The organism is Pseudomonas vlassakiae (assembly GCF_014269035.2).
GTDB classification, from domain to species: Bacteria; Pseudomonadota; Gammaproteobacteria; order Pseudomonadales; family Pseudomonadaceae; genus Aquipseudomonas; species Aquipseudomonas vlassakiae.
This window is the reverse complement of the sequence record NZ_JABWRP020000016.1, coordinates 48,643-64,760: the sequence shown is the minus strand read 5'-3', so window position 1 is coordinate 64,760 and position 16,118 is coordinate 48,643. Positions and strand designations below refer to the sequence as shown.

Annotated in this window: 16 protein-coding genes; 9 read left to right on the top strand and 7 right to left on the bottom strand. The window is 64.8% G+C overall.

From position 1 onward, the window contains the following. Positions 1-17 precede the first annotated feature (17 nt). The 4 genes from HU738_RS19700 to HU738_RS19685 are packed head-to-tail and all read left to right on the top strand — an operon-like array spanning position 18 to position 4,797. Positions 18-1,547 carry an efflux transporter outer membrane subunit gene (locus HU738_RS19700; RefSeq protein WP_186601218.1) on the top strand — a complete coding sequence of 510 codons (1,530 nt, stop codon included), beginning with the start codon at positions 18-20 and terminating at the stop codon, positions 1,545-1,547. After that, on the top strand, positions 1,544-3,721 hold the full coding sequence (locus tag HU738_RS19695) for an FUSC family protein (protein ID WP_186601219.1): 2,178 nt from the start codon (positions 1,544-1,546) through the stop codon (positions 3,719-3,721). The genes HU738_RS19700 and HU738_RS19695 overlap by 4 nt, the downstream gene beginning before the upstream one ends. A 4-nt stretch (positions 3,722-3,725) precedes the next feature. Beyond that, positions 3,726-3,926, top strand: a complete 201-nt coding sequence (locus HU738_RS19690) for a DUF1656 domain-containing protein (protein WP_008097766.1) — start codon at positions 3,726-3,728, stop codon at positions 3,924-3,926. A 10-nt stretch (positions 3,927-3,936) separates the two neighbouring features. Beyond that, entirely contained in the window at positions 3,937-4,797 is an 861-nt protein-coding gene (locus HU738_RS19685) for an efflux RND transporter periplasmic adaptor subunit (protein ID WP_176508243.1), read from the top strand. Between the two features lie 6 nt (positions 4,798-4,803). Here the strand turns inward: HU738_RS19685 and HU738_RS19680 are convergent, their stop codons facing one another. The 3 genes from HU738_RS19680 to HU738_RS19670 form a co-directional block, all read right to left on the bottom strand. After that, a complete protein-coding gene (locus tag HU738_RS19680) occupies positions 4,804-5,286 on the bottom strand; it encodes a type II toxin-antitoxin system YhaV family toxin (RefSeq protein WP_186601220.1) in 483 nt (160 codons plus the stop codon). Further along, on the bottom strand, positions 5,283-5,609 hold the full coding sequence (locus HU738_RS19675; protein WP_186601221.1) for a type II toxin-antitoxin system PrlF family antitoxin: 327 nt from the start codon (positions 5,607-5,609) through the stop codon (positions 5,283-5,285). The genes HU738_RS19680 and HU738_RS19675 overlap by 4 nt, the downstream gene beginning before the upstream one ends. 93 nt (positions 5,610-5,702) lie before the next feature. Beyond that, positions 5,703-6,149: a universal stress protein gene (locus HU738_RS19670; RefSeq protein WP_186601222.1), complete on the bottom strand. Its 447-nt coding sequence runs from the start codon at positions 6,147-6,149 to the stop codon at positions 5,703-5,705. Between the two features lie 250 nt (positions 6,150-6,399). Here HU738_RS19670 and HU738_RS19665 point away from each other — a divergent pair, with 250 nt between their 5' ends. From HU738_RS19665 to HU738_RS19645, 5 genes are all read left to right on the top strand, one after another. After that, positions 6,400-7,308 carry a LysR family transcriptional regulator gene (locus HU738_RS19665; protein ID WP_186601223.1) on the top strand — a complete coding sequence of 303 codons (909 nt, stop codon included), beginning with the start codon at positions 6,400-6,402 and terminating at the stop codon, positions 7,306-7,308. 110 nt (positions 7,309-7,418) lie between these two features. After that, positions 7,419-8,960: an MFS transporter gene (locus tag HU738_RS19660; protein WP_176508250.1), complete on the top strand. Its 1,542-nt coding sequence runs from the start codon at positions 7,419-7,421 to the stop codon at positions 8,958-8,960. A gap of 26 nt (positions 8,961-8,986) precedes the next feature. Continuing rightward, positions 8,987-10,048 carry an HlyD family secretion protein gene (locus tag HU738_RS19655; RefSeq protein ID WP_186601224.1) on the top strand — a complete coding sequence of 354 codons (1,062 nt, stop codon included), beginning with the start codon at positions 8,987-8,989 and terminating at the stop codon, positions 10,046-10,048. Continuing rightward, positions 10,045-11,499 carry an efflux transporter outer membrane subunit gene (locus HU738_RS19650; RefSeq protein ID WP_186601225.1) on the top strand — a complete coding sequence of 485 codons (1,455 nt, stop codon included), beginning with the start codon at positions 10,045-10,047 and terminating at the stop codon, positions 11,497-11,499. Before HU738_RS19655 ends, HU738_RS19650 begins: the two co-directional genes overlap by 4 nt. Positions 11,500-11,512: 13 nt before the next feature. After that, positions 11,513-12,307 (top strand): SDR family NAD(P)-dependent oxidoreductase, encoded by a 795-nt coding sequence (locus tag HU738_RS19645; protein WP_186601226.1) that lies wholly within the window; start codon positions 11,513-11,515, stop codon positions 12,305-12,307. 126 nt (positions 12,308-12,433) lie between these two features. Here the strand turns inward: HU738_RS19645 and HU738_RS19640 are convergent, their stop codons facing one another. The 4 genes from HU738_RS19640 to HU738_RS19625 all read right to left on the bottom strand — a co-directional run bounded on the left by HU738_RS19640 (position 12,434) and on the right by HU738_RS19625 (position 16,101). Then, a complete protein-coding gene (locus tag HU738_RS19640) occupies positions 12,434-13,246 on the bottom strand; it encodes an SDR family oxidoreductase (protein ID WP_186601227.1) in 813 nt (270 codons plus the stop codon). A gap of 152 nt (positions 13,247-13,398) precedes the next feature. After that, positions 13,399-13,863: a multidrug transporter gene (locus HU738_RS19635; RefSeq protein ID WP_186601228.1), complete on the bottom strand. Its 465-nt coding sequence runs from the start codon at positions 13,861-13,863 to the stop codon at positions 13,399-13,401. A 100-nt stretch (positions 13,864-13,963) separates the two neighbouring features. Next, entirely contained in the window at positions 13,964-15,418 is a 1,455-nt protein-coding gene (locus tag HU738_RS19630; RefSeq protein WP_176508364.1) for a mannose-1-phosphate guanylyltransferase/mannose-6-phosphate isomerase, read from the bottom strand. Between the two features lie 35 nt (positions 15,419-15,453). Then, positions 15,454-16,101, bottom strand: a complete 648-nt coding sequence (locus HU738_RS19625) for an alginate O-acetyltransferase AlgF (RefSeq protein WP_176508256.1) — start codon at positions 16,099-16,101, stop codon at positions 15,454-15,456. Between the last annotated feature and the right edge of the window lie 17 nt (positions 16,102-16,118).

The following is a 16,118-nucleotide window of genomic DNA, read 5'->3' as shown; positions in this document are numbered from 1 at the left end:
CTCGGGAAATCGCAGCTGTGCCGCGTCGCATCAACAGAACGCTTGAAGTGTTCAGTGCCTGTGCCCTTTGTCTCACCTTGAGCGGCTGTATCGGAACCTGGGGTATCGCCCCGCAAAGCAAGACCCTGCAAGCCAATACCTTGATCACCGACGCGGCCATTCGCGAAGCGGCCAGCGACGCGCACTGGCCTGACCAGCGCTGGTGGCAGGCCTATGGCGACCCACAACTCGACCGCTGGATCGACCTCGCCATAGCCGGTAGCCCAAGCCTGGCCATGGCCGCTGCGCGTGTGCGTGAAGCCAAGGCCATGGCCGGTGTGGTCGAGTCGGCGGAAAAGCTCCAGGTCAACGGTGACGCCACGCTCAAGCGGCACAACTGGCCCGAGGACCAGTTCTACGGCCCTGGCGCGCTGTCGGGCGCCAACACCTGGGACAACAACGCCGCCATCGGCTTCAGCTACGCGCTGGACCTGTGGGGCCGCGAACGCAACGCCAGCGAGCAGGCGGTCGACCAGGCGCACATGAGCGTGGCCGAGGCCCGCCAGGCGCAGCTGGAACTGCAGAACAATGTGGTACGTGCCTACATCCAGCTGAGCCTGCAGTTCGCCCAGCGCGATATCGTCAAGGCCGAGCTGCAACAGCAGGAGCAGATCCTGGCCCTGGCCAAGCGCCGCCTGGATGGCGGCATCGGCACCCATTTCGAGGTCAGCCAGGCCGAGGCACCGCTGCCCGAAACCCATCGCCAGCTCGACAGCCTCGACGAGGAAATCGCCCTGACCCGTAACCAGTTGGCGGCGCTGGCCGGTAAAGGGCCGGGGGAGGGCGCGCAATTGCAACGGCCGGCCCTGGCCCTCGCGGCCCCGCTGAAACTGCCGTCGAACCTGCCTGCCGAACTGGTCGGCCAGCGCCCGGACGTGGTCGCCAGCCGCTGGCAGGTCGCCGCGCAGGCCCGTGGCATCGATGTCGCCCATGCCGGCTTCTTCCCCAACGTCGACCTGGTCGGCAGCCTCGGCTTCATGGCCACTGGCGGTGGTCCGCTGGAATTCCTGACAGGGCGCAAGTTCAACTACAACGTCGGCCCGGCGATCAGCCTGCCGATCTTCGACGGTGGCCGCCTGCGCTCGCAGCTGGGCGTAGCCTCGGCGAGTTACGACGTAGCGGTGGCGCGCTACAACCAGACCGTGGTCGGCGCGCTGAAGAACATTTCCGACCAGCTGATCCGCCGTGAATCGATGAAGCAACAGTCGCACTTCGCTGCCGAATCGGTGGCCGCTGCGCAAAAGACCTACGACATCGCCACGGTGGCCTTCCAGCGCGGGCTGACCGACTACCTCAATGTGCTCAACGCGCAAACCCTGCTGTTCCGCCAACAGCAGGTGCAGCAGCAAGTGCAGGCTGCACGCCTGATCGCCCATGCCGAACTGGTCACCGCCCTGGGTGGCGGCCTGCAGGCTGGCCGGGACGTGCCGCAGGAAGAACGCCAGGCAGCGCCGAAAACCCCGGCCACCCTGGTCATCTTCGACAAGAACGCGGATGACGCCGAATGAGCACTTCCAGTTTGCCCGTGCGCTGGCTGCAGAGCCTGGAATGGCGCCGGGGCTTCTTCGCCTGGGCGCGCACCGACGGCGTGACCTGGGTGTACATCTTCAAGGTGCTCGCGGCCGCGTTCATTACCCTGTGGCTGGCCATGCGCCTGGAGCTGCCGCAACCGCGCACGGCGATGATCACCGTGTTCATCGTCATGCAGCCGCAAAGCGGCCATGTGTTCGCCAAGAGCTTCTACCGGGTGCTCGGTACCCTGGCCGGTTCGGCGATGATGGTCGCGCTGATCGCCATCTTCCCGCAGAACACCGAGCTGTTCCTGCCCAGCCTGGCGGTGTGGGTCGGCCTGTGCTCGGCCGGCGCCATGCGCTACCGCACCTTCCGCGCCTATGGCTTCGTCCTCGCCGGCTACACCGCGGCGATGATCGGCCTGCCCGTGCTGCAGCACCCGGACCAGGCGTTCATGGCGGCCGTATGGCGGGTGCTGGAGATCGCCCTGGGCATCCTGGTGTCGACCTTCGTCAGCGCCGCGGTGCTGCCGCAGTCGGCCAGTGCCGCCATGCGCAACGCCCTGTACCAGCGTTTCGGCGTGTTCGCCGGGGTCGTCGTGGAAGCCTTGCGCGGCGATAGCCAGCGCGACCGCTTCGAGGCCAGCAACGTGCGCTTCGTCGCCGAAGCGGTGGGGCTGGAGAGCCTGCGCAACGTTACCGCCTTCGAAGACCCGCACATGCGTCGCCGCTCTGGCCGATTGGTGCGCATGAACAGCGAGTTCATGGCCATCACCACGCGCTTCAACGCTTTGCACCGCCTGCTGGAGCGCCTGCGCGCGCGCGGCCCGCTGCAGATCGTCGGCGCCATCGAGCCTGGCCTGAACACCTTGGTGGAGCTGTTGCAGCCCTATGTGGGCCGGGCCCTGACCGACGCCGATGCGCTGCGCCTGACGCTGGAGCTGGCGGCTTACAAGGAAGGCCTGCAGGCGCAGGTGCGTAGCTTGCGCGCCGACTATCTGGCCACCCAGCCCAGCGAAGCCGACCTGCTGGACTTCCACACCGCGTTCGAACTGCTCTACCGCTTCGTCGACGAGATGTACAGCTACGCCGAAACCCACGCTTCGCTGGCCGCGCACAAACACGAGCGCGAGCAATGGGACGAGCCCTACGTGGCGCAGACCAGCTGGCTGGTGTCGCTGGCTGCCGGGGTGCGCGCTTGCGCGGTGCTGTTGCTGCTGGGCAGTTACTGGCTGATGAGCGACTGGCCCAGCGGCGCCATGATGACCCTGATCGCCACCGTCACCGTGGGCCTCTCGGCCGCTTCGCCGAACCCCAAGCGCATGTCGTTCCAGATGGCCTGTGGCACGGCGATCGGGGCCTTCATCGGTTTCTTCGAAACCTTCTTCGTGTTCCCCTGGATCGACGGCTTCGCGCTGCTGTGCATGGTCCTGGCGCCGGTGTTCGTGCTCGGGGCATTCCTCTCGTCACGGCCGGCCTACGCCGGTTACGGCATTGGCCTGCTGGTGTTCTTCGCCATCGGCTCGGTGCCGAACAACCTGACGATCTATGACCCGTACAGCTTCATCAACGACTACATCGGCATGGTCATCGGCATGTTCGTCTGCGCCGCAGCCGGCGCGATCATCCTGCCGCCGAACAGCCGCTGGCTATGGAGTCGCCTGGAGCAGGAGCTGCGCGGGCAGGTGCTGTTCGCCATCAGCGGCCGCCTGCGTGGGCTGGGTTCGGCTTTCGAAAGCCGCACCCGCGACTTGTTGCACCAGGCCTATGGCCTGGCTGCCGGCAAGCCGCAGGTACAGAGCCAGCTGATGGGCTGGATGTTCACCGTGCTGGAGATCGGCCACGCCATCATCGAACTGCGCAAGGAGCAGGCCCGCGCGCCGATTCACCCGGCCTACGCCGAGTCACAACCGTGGCGCCAGGCCATTCGTGTCATGGGCCGCGCCCTGGCCCGCCTGTTTCTGCAGCCCAGCGCCAGCAACTACGAGCGTGCGCTGGTCGCGGTGGACCATGCCATCGCGCGCGTGCAGGCCACCGATGAACCCTTCGCCCGGCATTTCGACACTTCGGTGCTGCGCCGGGTGCAGAGCTACCTGCACTTCATCCGTTCCTCCCTGCTGGACCCACAGTCGCCGCTGACCCCGGCGAAAGGATTGCACGATGCTCCGTGAAAGCATGCCCCGCGAGATCGCCTTTCATGGCGTTTACATGCCCACCATGACCCTGATGTTCCTGTTCGCCCTGGGCCTGGCCTGGGGCCTGGACCGGTTCATCGCCAGCCATGATGGCTACCGCTTCTTCTGGCACCCGGCGCTGCTGCGCCTGAGCCTGTTCGTCTGCCTGTTCGGCGCCCTGGCGCTGTCGCTCTACTGGTGAGAATCCTTCGATGAAAAAGTTCTTCAGCCTGATCGCTACCCTGCTGGTGCTGGCCGCTGCCGTGGTGATCGGACGCCAGTTGTGGCTGCACTACATGACCACGCCGTGGACCCGCGACGGCCGCGTGCGTGCTGACATCATCAACGTCGCCGCCGACGTGCCAGGCTATGTGGTGGACGTCCCGGTCAAGGACAACCAGCGGGTAAAGAAGGGTGACCTGCTGATCCAGATCGACCCTGAGCACTACCAGCTGGCGGTCGACCAGGCCAAGGCCCTGGTCGCCTCGCGCAAGGCCACCTGGGAAATGCGCAAGGTCAACGCCAAGCGCCGTGCCGACATGGACAACCTGGTGATCTCCAGGGAAAACCGTGACGACGCCAGCAACATCGCCAACTCCGCCCAGGCCGACTATCAGCAGGCCCAGGCGCAACTGGCGGCAGCCGAGCTGAACCTCAAGCGCACCCAGATCGTCGCTACGGTGGACGGTTACGTGACCAACCTGAACATTCACAAGGGCGACTATGCGCGTACCGGAGAAGCGGTGATGGCGGTGGTCGACGAGCACTCGTTCTGGGTGTACGGCTTCTTCGAAGAGACCAAGCTGCCGCATGTGAAGGTGGGTAACCAGGCCGAGCTGCAAATGATGAGCGGCGAGCGGCTCAAGGGGCACGTGGAGAGCATCGCCCGGGGCATCTACGACCGCGACAACCCGCAGAGCCGCGAGCTGATCGCCGATGTGAACCCGACGTTCAACTGGGTGCGCCTGGCACAGCGGGTGCCGGTGCGGATTCACATTGATGAAGTGCCGGACGGTTTTTTGCTGGCGGCGGGGACGACTTGTACGGTGGTGGTGAAGCCGGGCGAAGAGTGAGTACTGTTAACTGGTCCTGACATGCGCAGGCCCGCACTCTTTCAGCAATTGATCCCAATCGTCTGGAGGGTGGCCGGTCAGCAGCATCTTTTGAAAGACCTTGTAAGCGTCGTCGCTGCTGTCGTAGGCCCGTTTGCTCGATTCGTCATTGACCCAGGCCAGCACGATGATCCGGCTGGCAGTGTGGTAGCGAAAGAACAACCGGTATTGCTGAAAGAACTTCACTCTGAACCAGTGCTTGTGGTCACTACCCAGCGTTGCGCCCTGCCGGTATTCAGCCTTGGTCGGGTCCTGCGGAATCACATCAAATGCCAAGCGCCTGATGGCCGCCAGCCGCTTGAAAGCATTCTTCTTCGTGTAACCCGCCGGGTCTTTCAGCATCTGAGCCTGAACTTGCGCGCTGAGTGCTTCCAGTTTGGCCAGAAACAGCGGGTGGGCAAAGACAGTCCATCCATGAATTACAAGCGGCTTCCTGTTCGCATCATTCATTCATCTTCCGCCGACAGAGGTTGATCAAGGTCGACCTCTGCATCACCCACGAGCTTGTCAAGGCGAGCGATGAGGTCTGCATCGACAACCTGCAGCCGTTGAGGATTGGTTGCGATGTCGTGAGCCAGAAAACTCAGGAACTGGCCTAGCACGGGATCGTCCTCGGTTGCCTCTGCGCGGGTGAGTATCACATCACCGTCAGGGCGAATCGAGTAATGGATCTTGTCACGCTTTTTCAAACCCAAAGCACGGCGCACCGTTTCAGGAACGGTGGTCTGGTAGCGATCGGTCAGCGTGGACTCGACTTCGAAGGTGGTAGCCATGGGCAGTTGTCCATAGAGTTACACAATGCTTATCAAGGTAATGCGATTGCATTGCATGGTCAATGCAGTTGCATTACCTGACTGATAAGCGGTTCAAGCTGCCCCCACCAACACCGGCACCTCGACCCGGTCAATCACCTTCGCGCTGATCGACGGGTCCAGTAACCGCCCCAGCCGCGACAGGTGGCGGTGGCCCATGATGATCAGCTCGCAGTTCAGTTCCTGTGCCTTGGCCACAATTGCCTCGACCGGCTGCCCGGCGACCATGCAGCCCTGGCTGCTGAAGCCGGCCTGTTGCAGCAGCGCCACCGCTTCGGCCACGGCGCGGTCGCCCAGGCGTTGCTCCTCGCAGGCGGCTGGGTATTCCTCCAGTTCTTCGGTGGTGTAGGGCCCAGGCTTGTCATGTACGGCGAAGGTCGAGTCGATGGCCAGCAGCACATGCAGATCGTGTTCGCCGGGGCGGCAATAGCGGCGAGCGAGCGTGAGCAATGCGGTGCTTGCGGGGGAGGCATCTATTGCGATCAGGACGGGGCTGGGCATTGGGAATCCTTCTTGGCGCTGGCAGATGTTTCAGCAGGTTCGGCCTCTTCGCGGGTAAACCCGCTCCTACAGGTTTTTGCCGTACCTGTGGGAGCGGGTGCACCCGCGAAGGGCCGAACCTGCCATCCATCATTCTTGGCTCAATCCGCGCCCTGGATAAATGCCCCACCACGCACGAACGCATTGTGTCTGACGCAATCGGCCAACCTGCTACCATCGGCTTTCCCCACAGCGGTAACGGAAAACGGCCATGCAACTCCCGGACATGAACCTGCTCGTCGCCCTCGATGCCCTGCTCGACGAAGGCAGCGTGGTCGGCGCCGCGCAGCGCATGAACCTGAGCCCGGCGGCGATGAGCCGTACCCTGGGGCGTATCCGTGATGCGCTGGGCGACCCGATCCTGGTACGCGCCGGCCGTGGCCTGGTGCCGACGCCGCGGGCGCTGGCCTTGCGCGAGCAGGTGGCAACACTGGTGGAGCAGGCTGGCGAAGTGTTCCGCAGCGCCGATGCAGTCGACCTGCCCAGGCTCGATCGCGCCTTCAACATTCGCACCAATGACCTGTTCATCGCTTTGTATGGCGCGCCGCTGCTGCGCCGTATGCATGAACAGGCGCCGCGCACGGTGCTGCGCTTCGTGCCGGAAAGCCCCGGTGGCGATGACGACAGCGTGCTGCGCGATGGGCGCACGGACCTGATCATCAGCTCCACCGTTGACCTGGGCCCGGAGATCAAGGTGCAGAGCCTGTTCCAGACTTTCTACGTGGGCCTGGCACGGCGTGATCACCCGATCTTCGACCAGCCGATCACCCCGGCCAGCTTCGCCAGTTATCCACAGATCAGCGTGTCCCGCCGTGGCCGCGCCAACGGGCCGATCGATGTCGAACTGGCCAACTTCAAGGTGCAGCGGCGGGTGGCGCTGATCACCCCGAGTTTCCACTCGGCGCTGTTCTCGCTGCCGGACTCCGACCTGATCCTGCCGATGCCGGCCAATATCCTCAACAGCGTGCACAAGCTCGGGCTGCCGTTGCGCTCGTTCGAGATCCCGGTGCCACTGGAGCGGGTTACGGTGCTGCAGGCATGGCACCCGCGCTTTCACAACGACCCGACACACCGCTGGCTGCGGCAGACCTTGAAGGCCTGTTGCAGCGTCGACCCTTGAGGCGGATTGCGTCTGACGCAACATAAACCTGCCGAGAAGTCAGTTTTCGTCAGCATTGAGCCTTCATAGACTTGCTCCAGTCGCAAATTTGTTGCTGGAGATGTCTTCCCATGAGTTCCTTGTCCACCCCTTCTGCCGCGATGGCCGCCGCCCCTGCGCCGGCCGCCCCTGCGCAGACGGCGTTCGGCCTGCGGGTGGTGGTCGGGCTGTTTGGTGTTTTGCTGGCGGTGCTTTGTGCCGGCCTCAACGAGTCGGTCACCAAGATTTCGCTCGCCGACATCCGCGGCGCCATGGGCATCGGTGCCGACGAAGGCGCCTGGTTGCTGGCGGTCTACAGCGCTGCGTCGGTATCGGCCATGGCCTTCGCGCCTTGGTTGGCCACCACCTTCTCCCTGCGCCGCTTCACCATGAGTGCGGTCGGCCTGTTTGCCGTGCTCGGGTTGCTGCAACCATTCGCCCCCAATCTGCACAGCCTGATGCTGCTGCGCGTGCTCCAGGGGTTCGCCTCGGGCGCCTTGCCGCCGATGCTGATGAGTGTGGCACTGCGCTTCCTGCCTCCCGGCATCAAGGTCTATGGCTTGGCCTGCTACGCCCTGACCGCCACTTTCGGGCCCAACCTTGGGACGCCGCTGGCTGGCCTGTGGACTGAATACGTCGGCTGGCAGTGGGCGTTCTGGCAGATCATCCTGCCCTCGGCACTGGCCATGTTCTGCGTCGGCTGGGGTCTGCCGCAGGACCCATTGCGCCTGGAACGCTTCAAGCAGTTCGACTGGCGCGGCGTGTTGCTCGGCCTGCCAGCGATCAGCTGCATCGTCCTGGGCCTGTCGCTGGGTGACCGCTGGGGCTGGTTCGATTCGCCGCTGATCTGCTGGTTGCTGGGCGCTGGTGTGCTGTTGCTCGTGCTGTTCATGTACAACGAATGGTCCGAGCCGCTGCCGTTCTTCCAGCTGCGCATGCTGCAGCGGCGCAACCTCAGTTTTGCCCTGGTGACCCTGGCCGGGGTCCTGATCGTGCTGTCAGGCGTCGGCACGATCCCATCAGCGTACCTGGCGCAGATCCAGGGCTACCGCCCGGCGCAGACCAGCCCGCTGATGCTGCTGGTAGCCATGCCGCAGCTGATCGCCCTGCCGCTGACCGCTGCGCTGTGCAACATCCGGGCGGTGGACTGCCGCTGGGTGCTGGCCACCGGCCTGGCCATGCTGGCGGTGTCGTGCGCGGGCAGCAGCCTGCTGACCAGCGCGTGGATCCGTGGCGATTTCTACCCGTTCTACCTGCTGCAGGTGTTCGGCCAGCCCATGGCCGTACTGCCACTGCTGATGCTCTCTACCAACGGCATGACCCCGCAGGAGGGGCCGTTCGCCTCCAGCTGGTTCAACACCGTCAAGGGCCTGGCTGCCGTGATTGCCGGTGGCCTGCTGGATGCCTTGGGCACCCTGCGTCGGCACTTTCATTCCAACCACCTGGTGGACAGCCTGGGCAACGCCCCGCTGATCGACGACAACGCTGCCGGCCTTGCCAAGCGCATTCATGACCAGGCACAGGTGTTGACGTCAGCCGACCTTTACCTGGTCATGGCCTGCATCGCCGTGGCCCTGATCTGCCTGATTCCTTTCGTGCCTACCCGGGTCTATCCGCCGCGCGCGGTGGCCTGAACCCTGGATGACTTCGAGACACTGACATGACCCACCACCGTAAAACCCTTCTCATCGGCTCGGTGCTCGCCGTCGCCGTGCTGGCCGGAATCGTCGGCCCCTGGCTGTTCGGCAGCGACCACCGGCAGCGCACCAACGATGCCTACGTGATCGCCGACTACACCGTGGTCGCACCCAAGGTTGCCGGCTTCATCAAGGAAGTGCTGGTCGAAGACAACCAGCAGGTGCAGGCCGGCCAGTTGCTGGCGACCATCGACGCCCGTGATTACCAGGCTGCGCTGGATGCGGCCCAGGCCCAGTTGCTGGTGGCCAAGGCGCAAAGCGCCGATGCCCGTGCCACCCTGGAGCGCCAGGCCGCATTGATTGCCCAGGCCCAGGCAGCGGTGACAGCGGCGCAGGCTGAAGCGGCGTTCGCCGACCATGAGGTCAACCGCTACAGCCGCCTGGCCGAGCAGGGCGCCGGTACCGTGCAGAACGCCCAGCAGGCGCGCAGCCGCGTCGACCAGGCCCGCGCCCGGCTGGCCAACGCCCAGGCGGCGCTGGTGGCAACCCGCAAGCAGGTGGACATCCTCACGGCCCAGGTGGCCAGCGCCGATGGCCAGCTGAAGCGTGCCGAAGCCGGGCTGGAGAAGGCCCAGCTGGACCTGTCCTACACCCGCATCACTGCGCCGGTCGACGGCATGGTCGGTGAGCGTGCGCTGCGCGTCGGCGCCTTCGTCAACCCCGGTGCGCGCCTGCTTTCGGTGGTGCCGTTGCAGCATGCCTATGTGGTCGGCAACTTCCAGGAAACCCAGCTGACCCATGTACAGCCAGGCCAGCCGGTCAGCATCAGCGTCGACACCTTTTCCGGTGAAACCCTTACTGGCCATGTCGAGAGCATCGCCCCGGCGACCGGTGTGACCTTCGCCGCGGTGAAACCGGACAATGCCACCGGCAACTTCACCAAGGTGGTGCAACGCATTCCGGTGAAGATCGTCTTCGATGACGGCCAACCGCTGCTCGAACGCCTGCGCGTGGGCATGTCGGTGGAAGCAACCATCGACACCCAGGGTGACAAGCTGGCCGGCAAAGAGGTGAGCGCCCGATGAAACCTGCCGTACGCTTCAGCCCGCTGCTGCTGGCCGTGCTGATGGCCGGCTGCACCCTCGGGCCGGATTTCCAGCGCCCCGACAGCCAGGCGCCACAGCAGTGGGCAGCGCTGCAAGGTGAAGCCGCTGCCAGCCAGCCACAAGCCGAGCCGCTGGAACTGCGCTGGTGGGACACCTTCCATGACGCACGCCTGAGCGCACTGATCCAGCGGGTAGCCGCCAACAACCTCGATCTGCAGATGGCCAGTGTCCGCCTGTTGCAAAGCCGTGCCTTGCGTAGCACGGTGGCAGCCGATGAAACACCTTCGGTCGATGCCAATGTCGGTTACAGCCGTGCCCGCAACAGTGCCGAAGGCCTGAGCGACCCGTCCGGCAATGCCGGCAAGTCAGCCTTCAACCTCTGGCAGGGCGACCTGGTCGCCGGCTGGGAGCTGGATCTCTGGGGCCGTGTGCGGCGCCAGGTGGAAGCGGCCGATGCCACCGTCGAAGTGGCCGAGAACGACCGCCGTGGCGTGCTGCTGGCGCTGCTCTCGGAAACCGCCGGCGACTACATTCAGTTGCGTGCCGTGCAGCACACCCTGGAGGTGACCCGCGACAACCTGAAGGTCGCCGAGCACAGCCTGAAGCTCTCCCGGGATCGTCAGGCCGAAGGTGTCGCCACCCGGCTCGACGTGGCCCAGGCCAGCGCCCAGGTGGCGTCCATCGAGGCGCGCCTGCCAAGCCTTGAGGCCCGGCGCGACGATCTGATCAATGCCCTCAGCCTGCTGGCCGCCGAACCGCCGCGCAGCCTGCAGGCCGAGTTGCTGCAAGCGGGAGAGCTGCCGGCGCCGCAGCAGAAGTTCGCCATCGGCTTGCCCTCCGAGCTGGCCGAACGGCGCCCGGACATCCGCCAGGCCGAGGCACGCCTGCATGCTGCCACTGCGAGCATTGGTGTCGCCAAGGCCGACTTCTATCCCAGTATCCGCCTGTCTGGCAGCGTCGGTTTCCAGGCCATGCAACTGGCCGATTTCGGCGGCTGGGATGCGCGTCGCTTCGCCTTCGGCCCACAGTTGTCACTGCCGATCTTCGAAGGTGGCCGGCTCAAAGGCACCCTGCAACTGCGCGAGGCGCAGCAGCAGGAAGCAGCGCTCAACTACCGCAAGGTGGTGCTCGGTGCCTGGCACGAAATCGACGATGTGCTACGCCTGTACAACGCCAGCCAGTTGCGTCGCGACCATCTGGCCGAGGCGGTGCGGCAGAACCGCGTCGCCCTGGAAACCGCCCAGCGCCAGTATGTGGAAGGCGCGGTGGACTTTCTCAACGTGCTGACCGTGCAGGGTGCCTTGCTGGCCAGCGAAGAGCAGTGGATCGACAGTTCTGCCGCGGTGTCGCAGGCGCTGGTAGGGCTGTACAAGGCCTTGGGCGGTGGCTGGCAGGCATTCGACGAGCCGCCGCAGCATTCTCATAGCTAGAGAGGGAGCACAGATGCACATTTCCTTGAACGGCAAGCGCGCCATCGTCAGCGGCTCTACCGCTGGCATCGGCCTGGCTATCGCCATCGGCCTGGCCGAGGCGGGCGCCGAAGTGGTACTCAACGGCCGTACCCAGGCCCGTGTCGATGAAGCACTCAAAGTGGTGCGCGAGCGCCTGCCGCAAGCTCGCATCATCGGCATCGCCGCCGACCTGGGCAGCCAGGAGGGGGCGCAGAAGCTGTTCGACCAGGTGCCGCACACCGATATCCTGGTCAACAACCTCGGCATCTTCGAGCCCAAGCCGTTCTTCGAAATCGATGATGCCGACTGGCAGCGCTTCTTCGACGTCAACGTGCTCAGCGCCGTGCGCCTGTCGCGCCACTACGCCCAGGGCATGGCACAGCGCAAGTGGGGGCGGGTGATCTTCCTGTCCAGTGAGTCGGCGTTGCAGATCCCGACCGAGATGATTCATTACGGCATGACCAAGACGGCGCTGCTGGCGGTGTCCCGTGGCCTGGCCGAGATTTTGGCGGGTACTGGGGTGACGGTGAACTCGGTGCTGCCGGGGCCGACCCGCTCGGAGGGGGTGGGTGGCTTCTTTGCCAAGCTGGCGCAGGAACAGGGGGTATCCACCGAAGAGCTAGAGGCCAACTTCCTGGCCGAGCACCGGCCGACTTCGCTGATCAAGCGGTTGGCGACGGTGGAGGAGGTGGCCAACATGGTGGTGTACCTGGCCTCGATGCAGGCCAGTGCGACTACTGGGGCGGCCTTGCGGGTGGATGGCGGAGTGCTGCGTTCCATCGCTTGATTCTCTGCAGCCTGTACTGGCCCTTCGCGGCTAAAGCCGCTACAGGGATAGCACCGAGCCCGAGTGCGGCGCCGTCCCTGTAGGAGCGGCTTTAGCCGCGAAGGGCCAGTACAGGCAATGGGGTGTTTAGAGTGGGCGGAGTAATCCGAAGCGCTTGCGCAGGGCCCAGTCCAGCAACCGCCGCGGCAGCACGCGGGCCATCAGTGGCAGCGCCGTGCTGCCATTGCCCAACCGCACCACACCCGGCACCGGCGACTTGCCAACTGCCGCCACCACCCCCTGGGCAAATTCCGCCGCCGACGTCGGCTTGTCCTGCGATGCCCGCGCCCGCGCCTGCACATGCTCGCGCAGCGGCCACCACGGCGAATCCGCCGCCAGCACCTGATCGGCCTGGCGCTGGGCATTGCTGGCGAACTGCGAGGCAATCGCCCCCGGCTGTACCTCCATCACCTGAATGCCAAACGGCGCCAGCTCCAGACGCAGCGCGTCGCTCAGGGCGTGCACGGCGGCCTTGGACGCGCAGTAGGCGCCGGCGAACGGCGTTACCAGCACCCCCGAGACGCTGCCGATATTCACCACCAGCCCGCGTGCACGGCGCAGCAACGGGAACAGTGCGCGGGTCACCCCGACAACGGCGAAGACATTGGTCTCGAACTGCTGGCGCAGGGCATCGACGCCGCCGTCGAGCAGCGGCCCCATGGCACCGTAGCCGGCGTTGTTGATCAGGATGTCGAGGGTTTGCAGTTCCTCGGCCAGGCAGGCCAGCGCCTCGCTGTCGTTCACGTCCAGTTGCCGGGCGCTGAAGCCAGCGGCGTTCAGTCGCTCGACATCCTCAGGCTTGCGGGCGGTAGCCCAGACTTGGTAGCCGGCATCGCGGAAGGCGTCGGCCAGGGCGCGGCCGATGCCGCTGGAACAACCAGTGATCAGGACGGTGGGCATGGGTTGAGGCCTGTTAGCAGGTGGATTTGTAGGGACTTGTGCCGGCTTCTTCGCGGGTAAACCCGCTCCCACAGGGACCGCGCCGAGCCAGAGGGCAACGCTGTATCGGTGCGAACGGGTTTGCCTGCGAAGAGGCCGGTACAGGCCTTAAATCAATTGGCAAATGTACCTTGCAGATGCTCGGCACGGAATTCCAGTGTCTGTGGGCGATATCCCGAGCGCAAGGGTGGCAATGGCAGGCAATCCTCCCACTCCGCGCCTGGCTGCAACTCACCCGGGCCACGGTAGCGCGGTGCGTTGTAGGTGTTTTCCGCCAGGTTCACGGTATCGCCCGGTGCATACGCCGCTACGCGCCAGCGCAGTTCGGTCAATGGCACTTCGTTACCGTTCTTCATGCGCACCTGCAGCGCACGGTCGGCAGGGCAGTGTTCGGGGGCATAGCTCAGGCGCAATTCCAGGCGTGCCAGTTGCGAGGCTTCGCGGTTGTCCTGCCAGATGACCAGCAATGCCACCAGACCAAGGCCACAAATCGCGGCCAGGGTAATCGGCAGGGCCTTGGCCGGGTAGCGCAACAACAGCACCAGCCAGGTGAGGATGAGGAAGGCACCGATGATCATGGGGCAGGCAGGCCTTGGTTGCGCAGGTCTGACCATCGTAGCGCCAAAACGGCCTGGCCTCAAAAGGAAGGGGCCGCTTTGGCGGCCCCTTGAGTGTTGCTTACTGCGCGATGGTTTTCACCGAAACGCCACGCTCGATCGGCGTCGAAGTCCGCCCATAGACATCCTCGAAGCGCTCGATGTCGTCCTCGCCCAGGTAGCTGCCAGACTGCACCTCGATGATCTCCAGCGGGATCTTGCCGGGGTTGCGCAGGCGGTGGATCGAGGCGATCGGGATGTAGGTCGACTGGTTCTCGGTGAGCAGGAACACGTTCTCGTCACAGGTCACCTCGGCAGTGCCGGACACCACGATCCAGTGCTCGGCGCGGTGGTGGTGCATCTGCAGCGAGAGGCTGGCGCCTGGCTTGACGGTGATGTGCTTGACCTGGAAGCGGCCGCCCATGTCCACCGAGTCATACGAGCCCCACGGACGATACACTTCCAGGTGGTTCTGGGTTTCGCTGCGGCCTTGCTCGTCGAGGGTCTTGACCATCTGCTTGACGCCCTGGACCTTGTCCTTGTGGGCAATCATCATCGCGTCCTTGGTCTCGACCACGACGATGTTCTCCAGGCCGATCACCGACACCAGCTTGCCGTTGCCGTGGATCATGCAGTTGCGGCTGTCCTGCACCACCACGTCGCCCTTGGTGACGTTGCCGTCGGCGTCCTTGTCGTGCACTTCCCACAGCGACGACCAGCAGCCGACATCGCTCCAGCCGGCCGACATCGGCACCACGCAGGCACGCTGGGTCTTTTCCATCACCGCGTAGTCGATGGAGTTGTCCGGGCAGCAGGCGAAGGTGGCTTCGTCGATGCTCAAGACATCGCCGTCTTCCTGGCTGCGCTCAAGGGCCAGCAGGCAGGTGTCGTAAATGTCGGAGTCGTGCTTTTTCAGCTCTTCAAGGAAGCGGCTGGCGCGGAACAGGAACATGCCGCTGTTCCAGAAGTAGCCACCGGCGGCGACGAACTCGGCGGCGCGCTTCTCGTCGGGCTTCTCGACGAACTGGGCAACCCGGGCCACGCCCTCGGGCAGCAGCGCGTCCTGGCTGGAACGGATGTAACCGTAGCCGGTCTCCGGCTTGGTTGCCGGCACGCCGAACAGCACCATCTCGCCGCGCTCGGCAGCCACGGTAGCCAGGGCCAGGGCGCGTTGCAGGGCCTTCTGGTCGTCGATCACGTGGTCGGCGGGCAGCACCAGCATCAAGTCGTCACGGCCTTCGTTGACCAGCTTCATGGCCGTCATCGCCACCGCCGGGGCCGTGTTGCGACCGAACGGTTCCATCAGGATGCCCTGGGTTTCCAGTTTCAGGGCTGCCAGCTGCTCCTGGACAATGAACTTGTGGTCCTTGTTGCAGACCACGATCGGGGTGTCCATGCCGTCGAAGCGCAGGCGTTCGATGGTCTGCTGGAACAGGGTGTGTTCGCCGGTCAGTGCCAGGAACTGTTTGGGGAACTGCTTGCGCGACAGAGGCCACAGACGGGAACCGCTACCACCAGAAAGAATTACCGGGATCATCATGTTTCTCCAATAGTCGTTATGAGGCAGGGGGATCAGTTGCTAGCCACGGGGCGAGTTACCCACACCGGCGACAAGTTGCTGCCGGAACCCGTTACGTACAGCACGGCCGCTTCGCCACGCTCCAGGGCGACCGGTTTCAGGTCGCTGACTTTCTTGTTGCCTTCGAACAAGGCCAGGTTGACCTTGACCGGATTGATTTCACGCTCGCCGCGGCCCTTGGTGGCCACCGACGGCACCACTTCAGTCTTGCCGTCGGCGGTCTTCAGGGTCACCGCCTGGTCGCTGAGGTTCTGCACGCGAACCAAGGCTTTCTGCTTGTTCTTGAACGGTGGTTCTTCGATCAGCTGTGGGGTGCCGCTGGCGCTGTTGACCAGGGTGTAGTACTTGTCTGCCGCCAGCTTCACCGGCACGCTCTTGCCGCCGACCTGGGCGGTGTAGTCACCCCCCGGCAGGAAGCTGAAGTCGCTGCTGGCCTGGGCGCCGACCTGCTTGATCTGGGTGTTGCCGACGCTGGCCGCAGCCGGGGCGCTGGTGGCGTTGTACAGGCGCACGAAGGTCGAGCCTTTCGGCGCGCTCGGGCCGTACAGCGCGGCGTCGGCACCGGCGAAGGCCTGCATGGAAGCAAGGGAAAGGCCGGCCGCGAGGGTGAGGGCTTTGGCAATGGAAGTCTTGGTAGTCATGTGCATTTCCTCTCTAT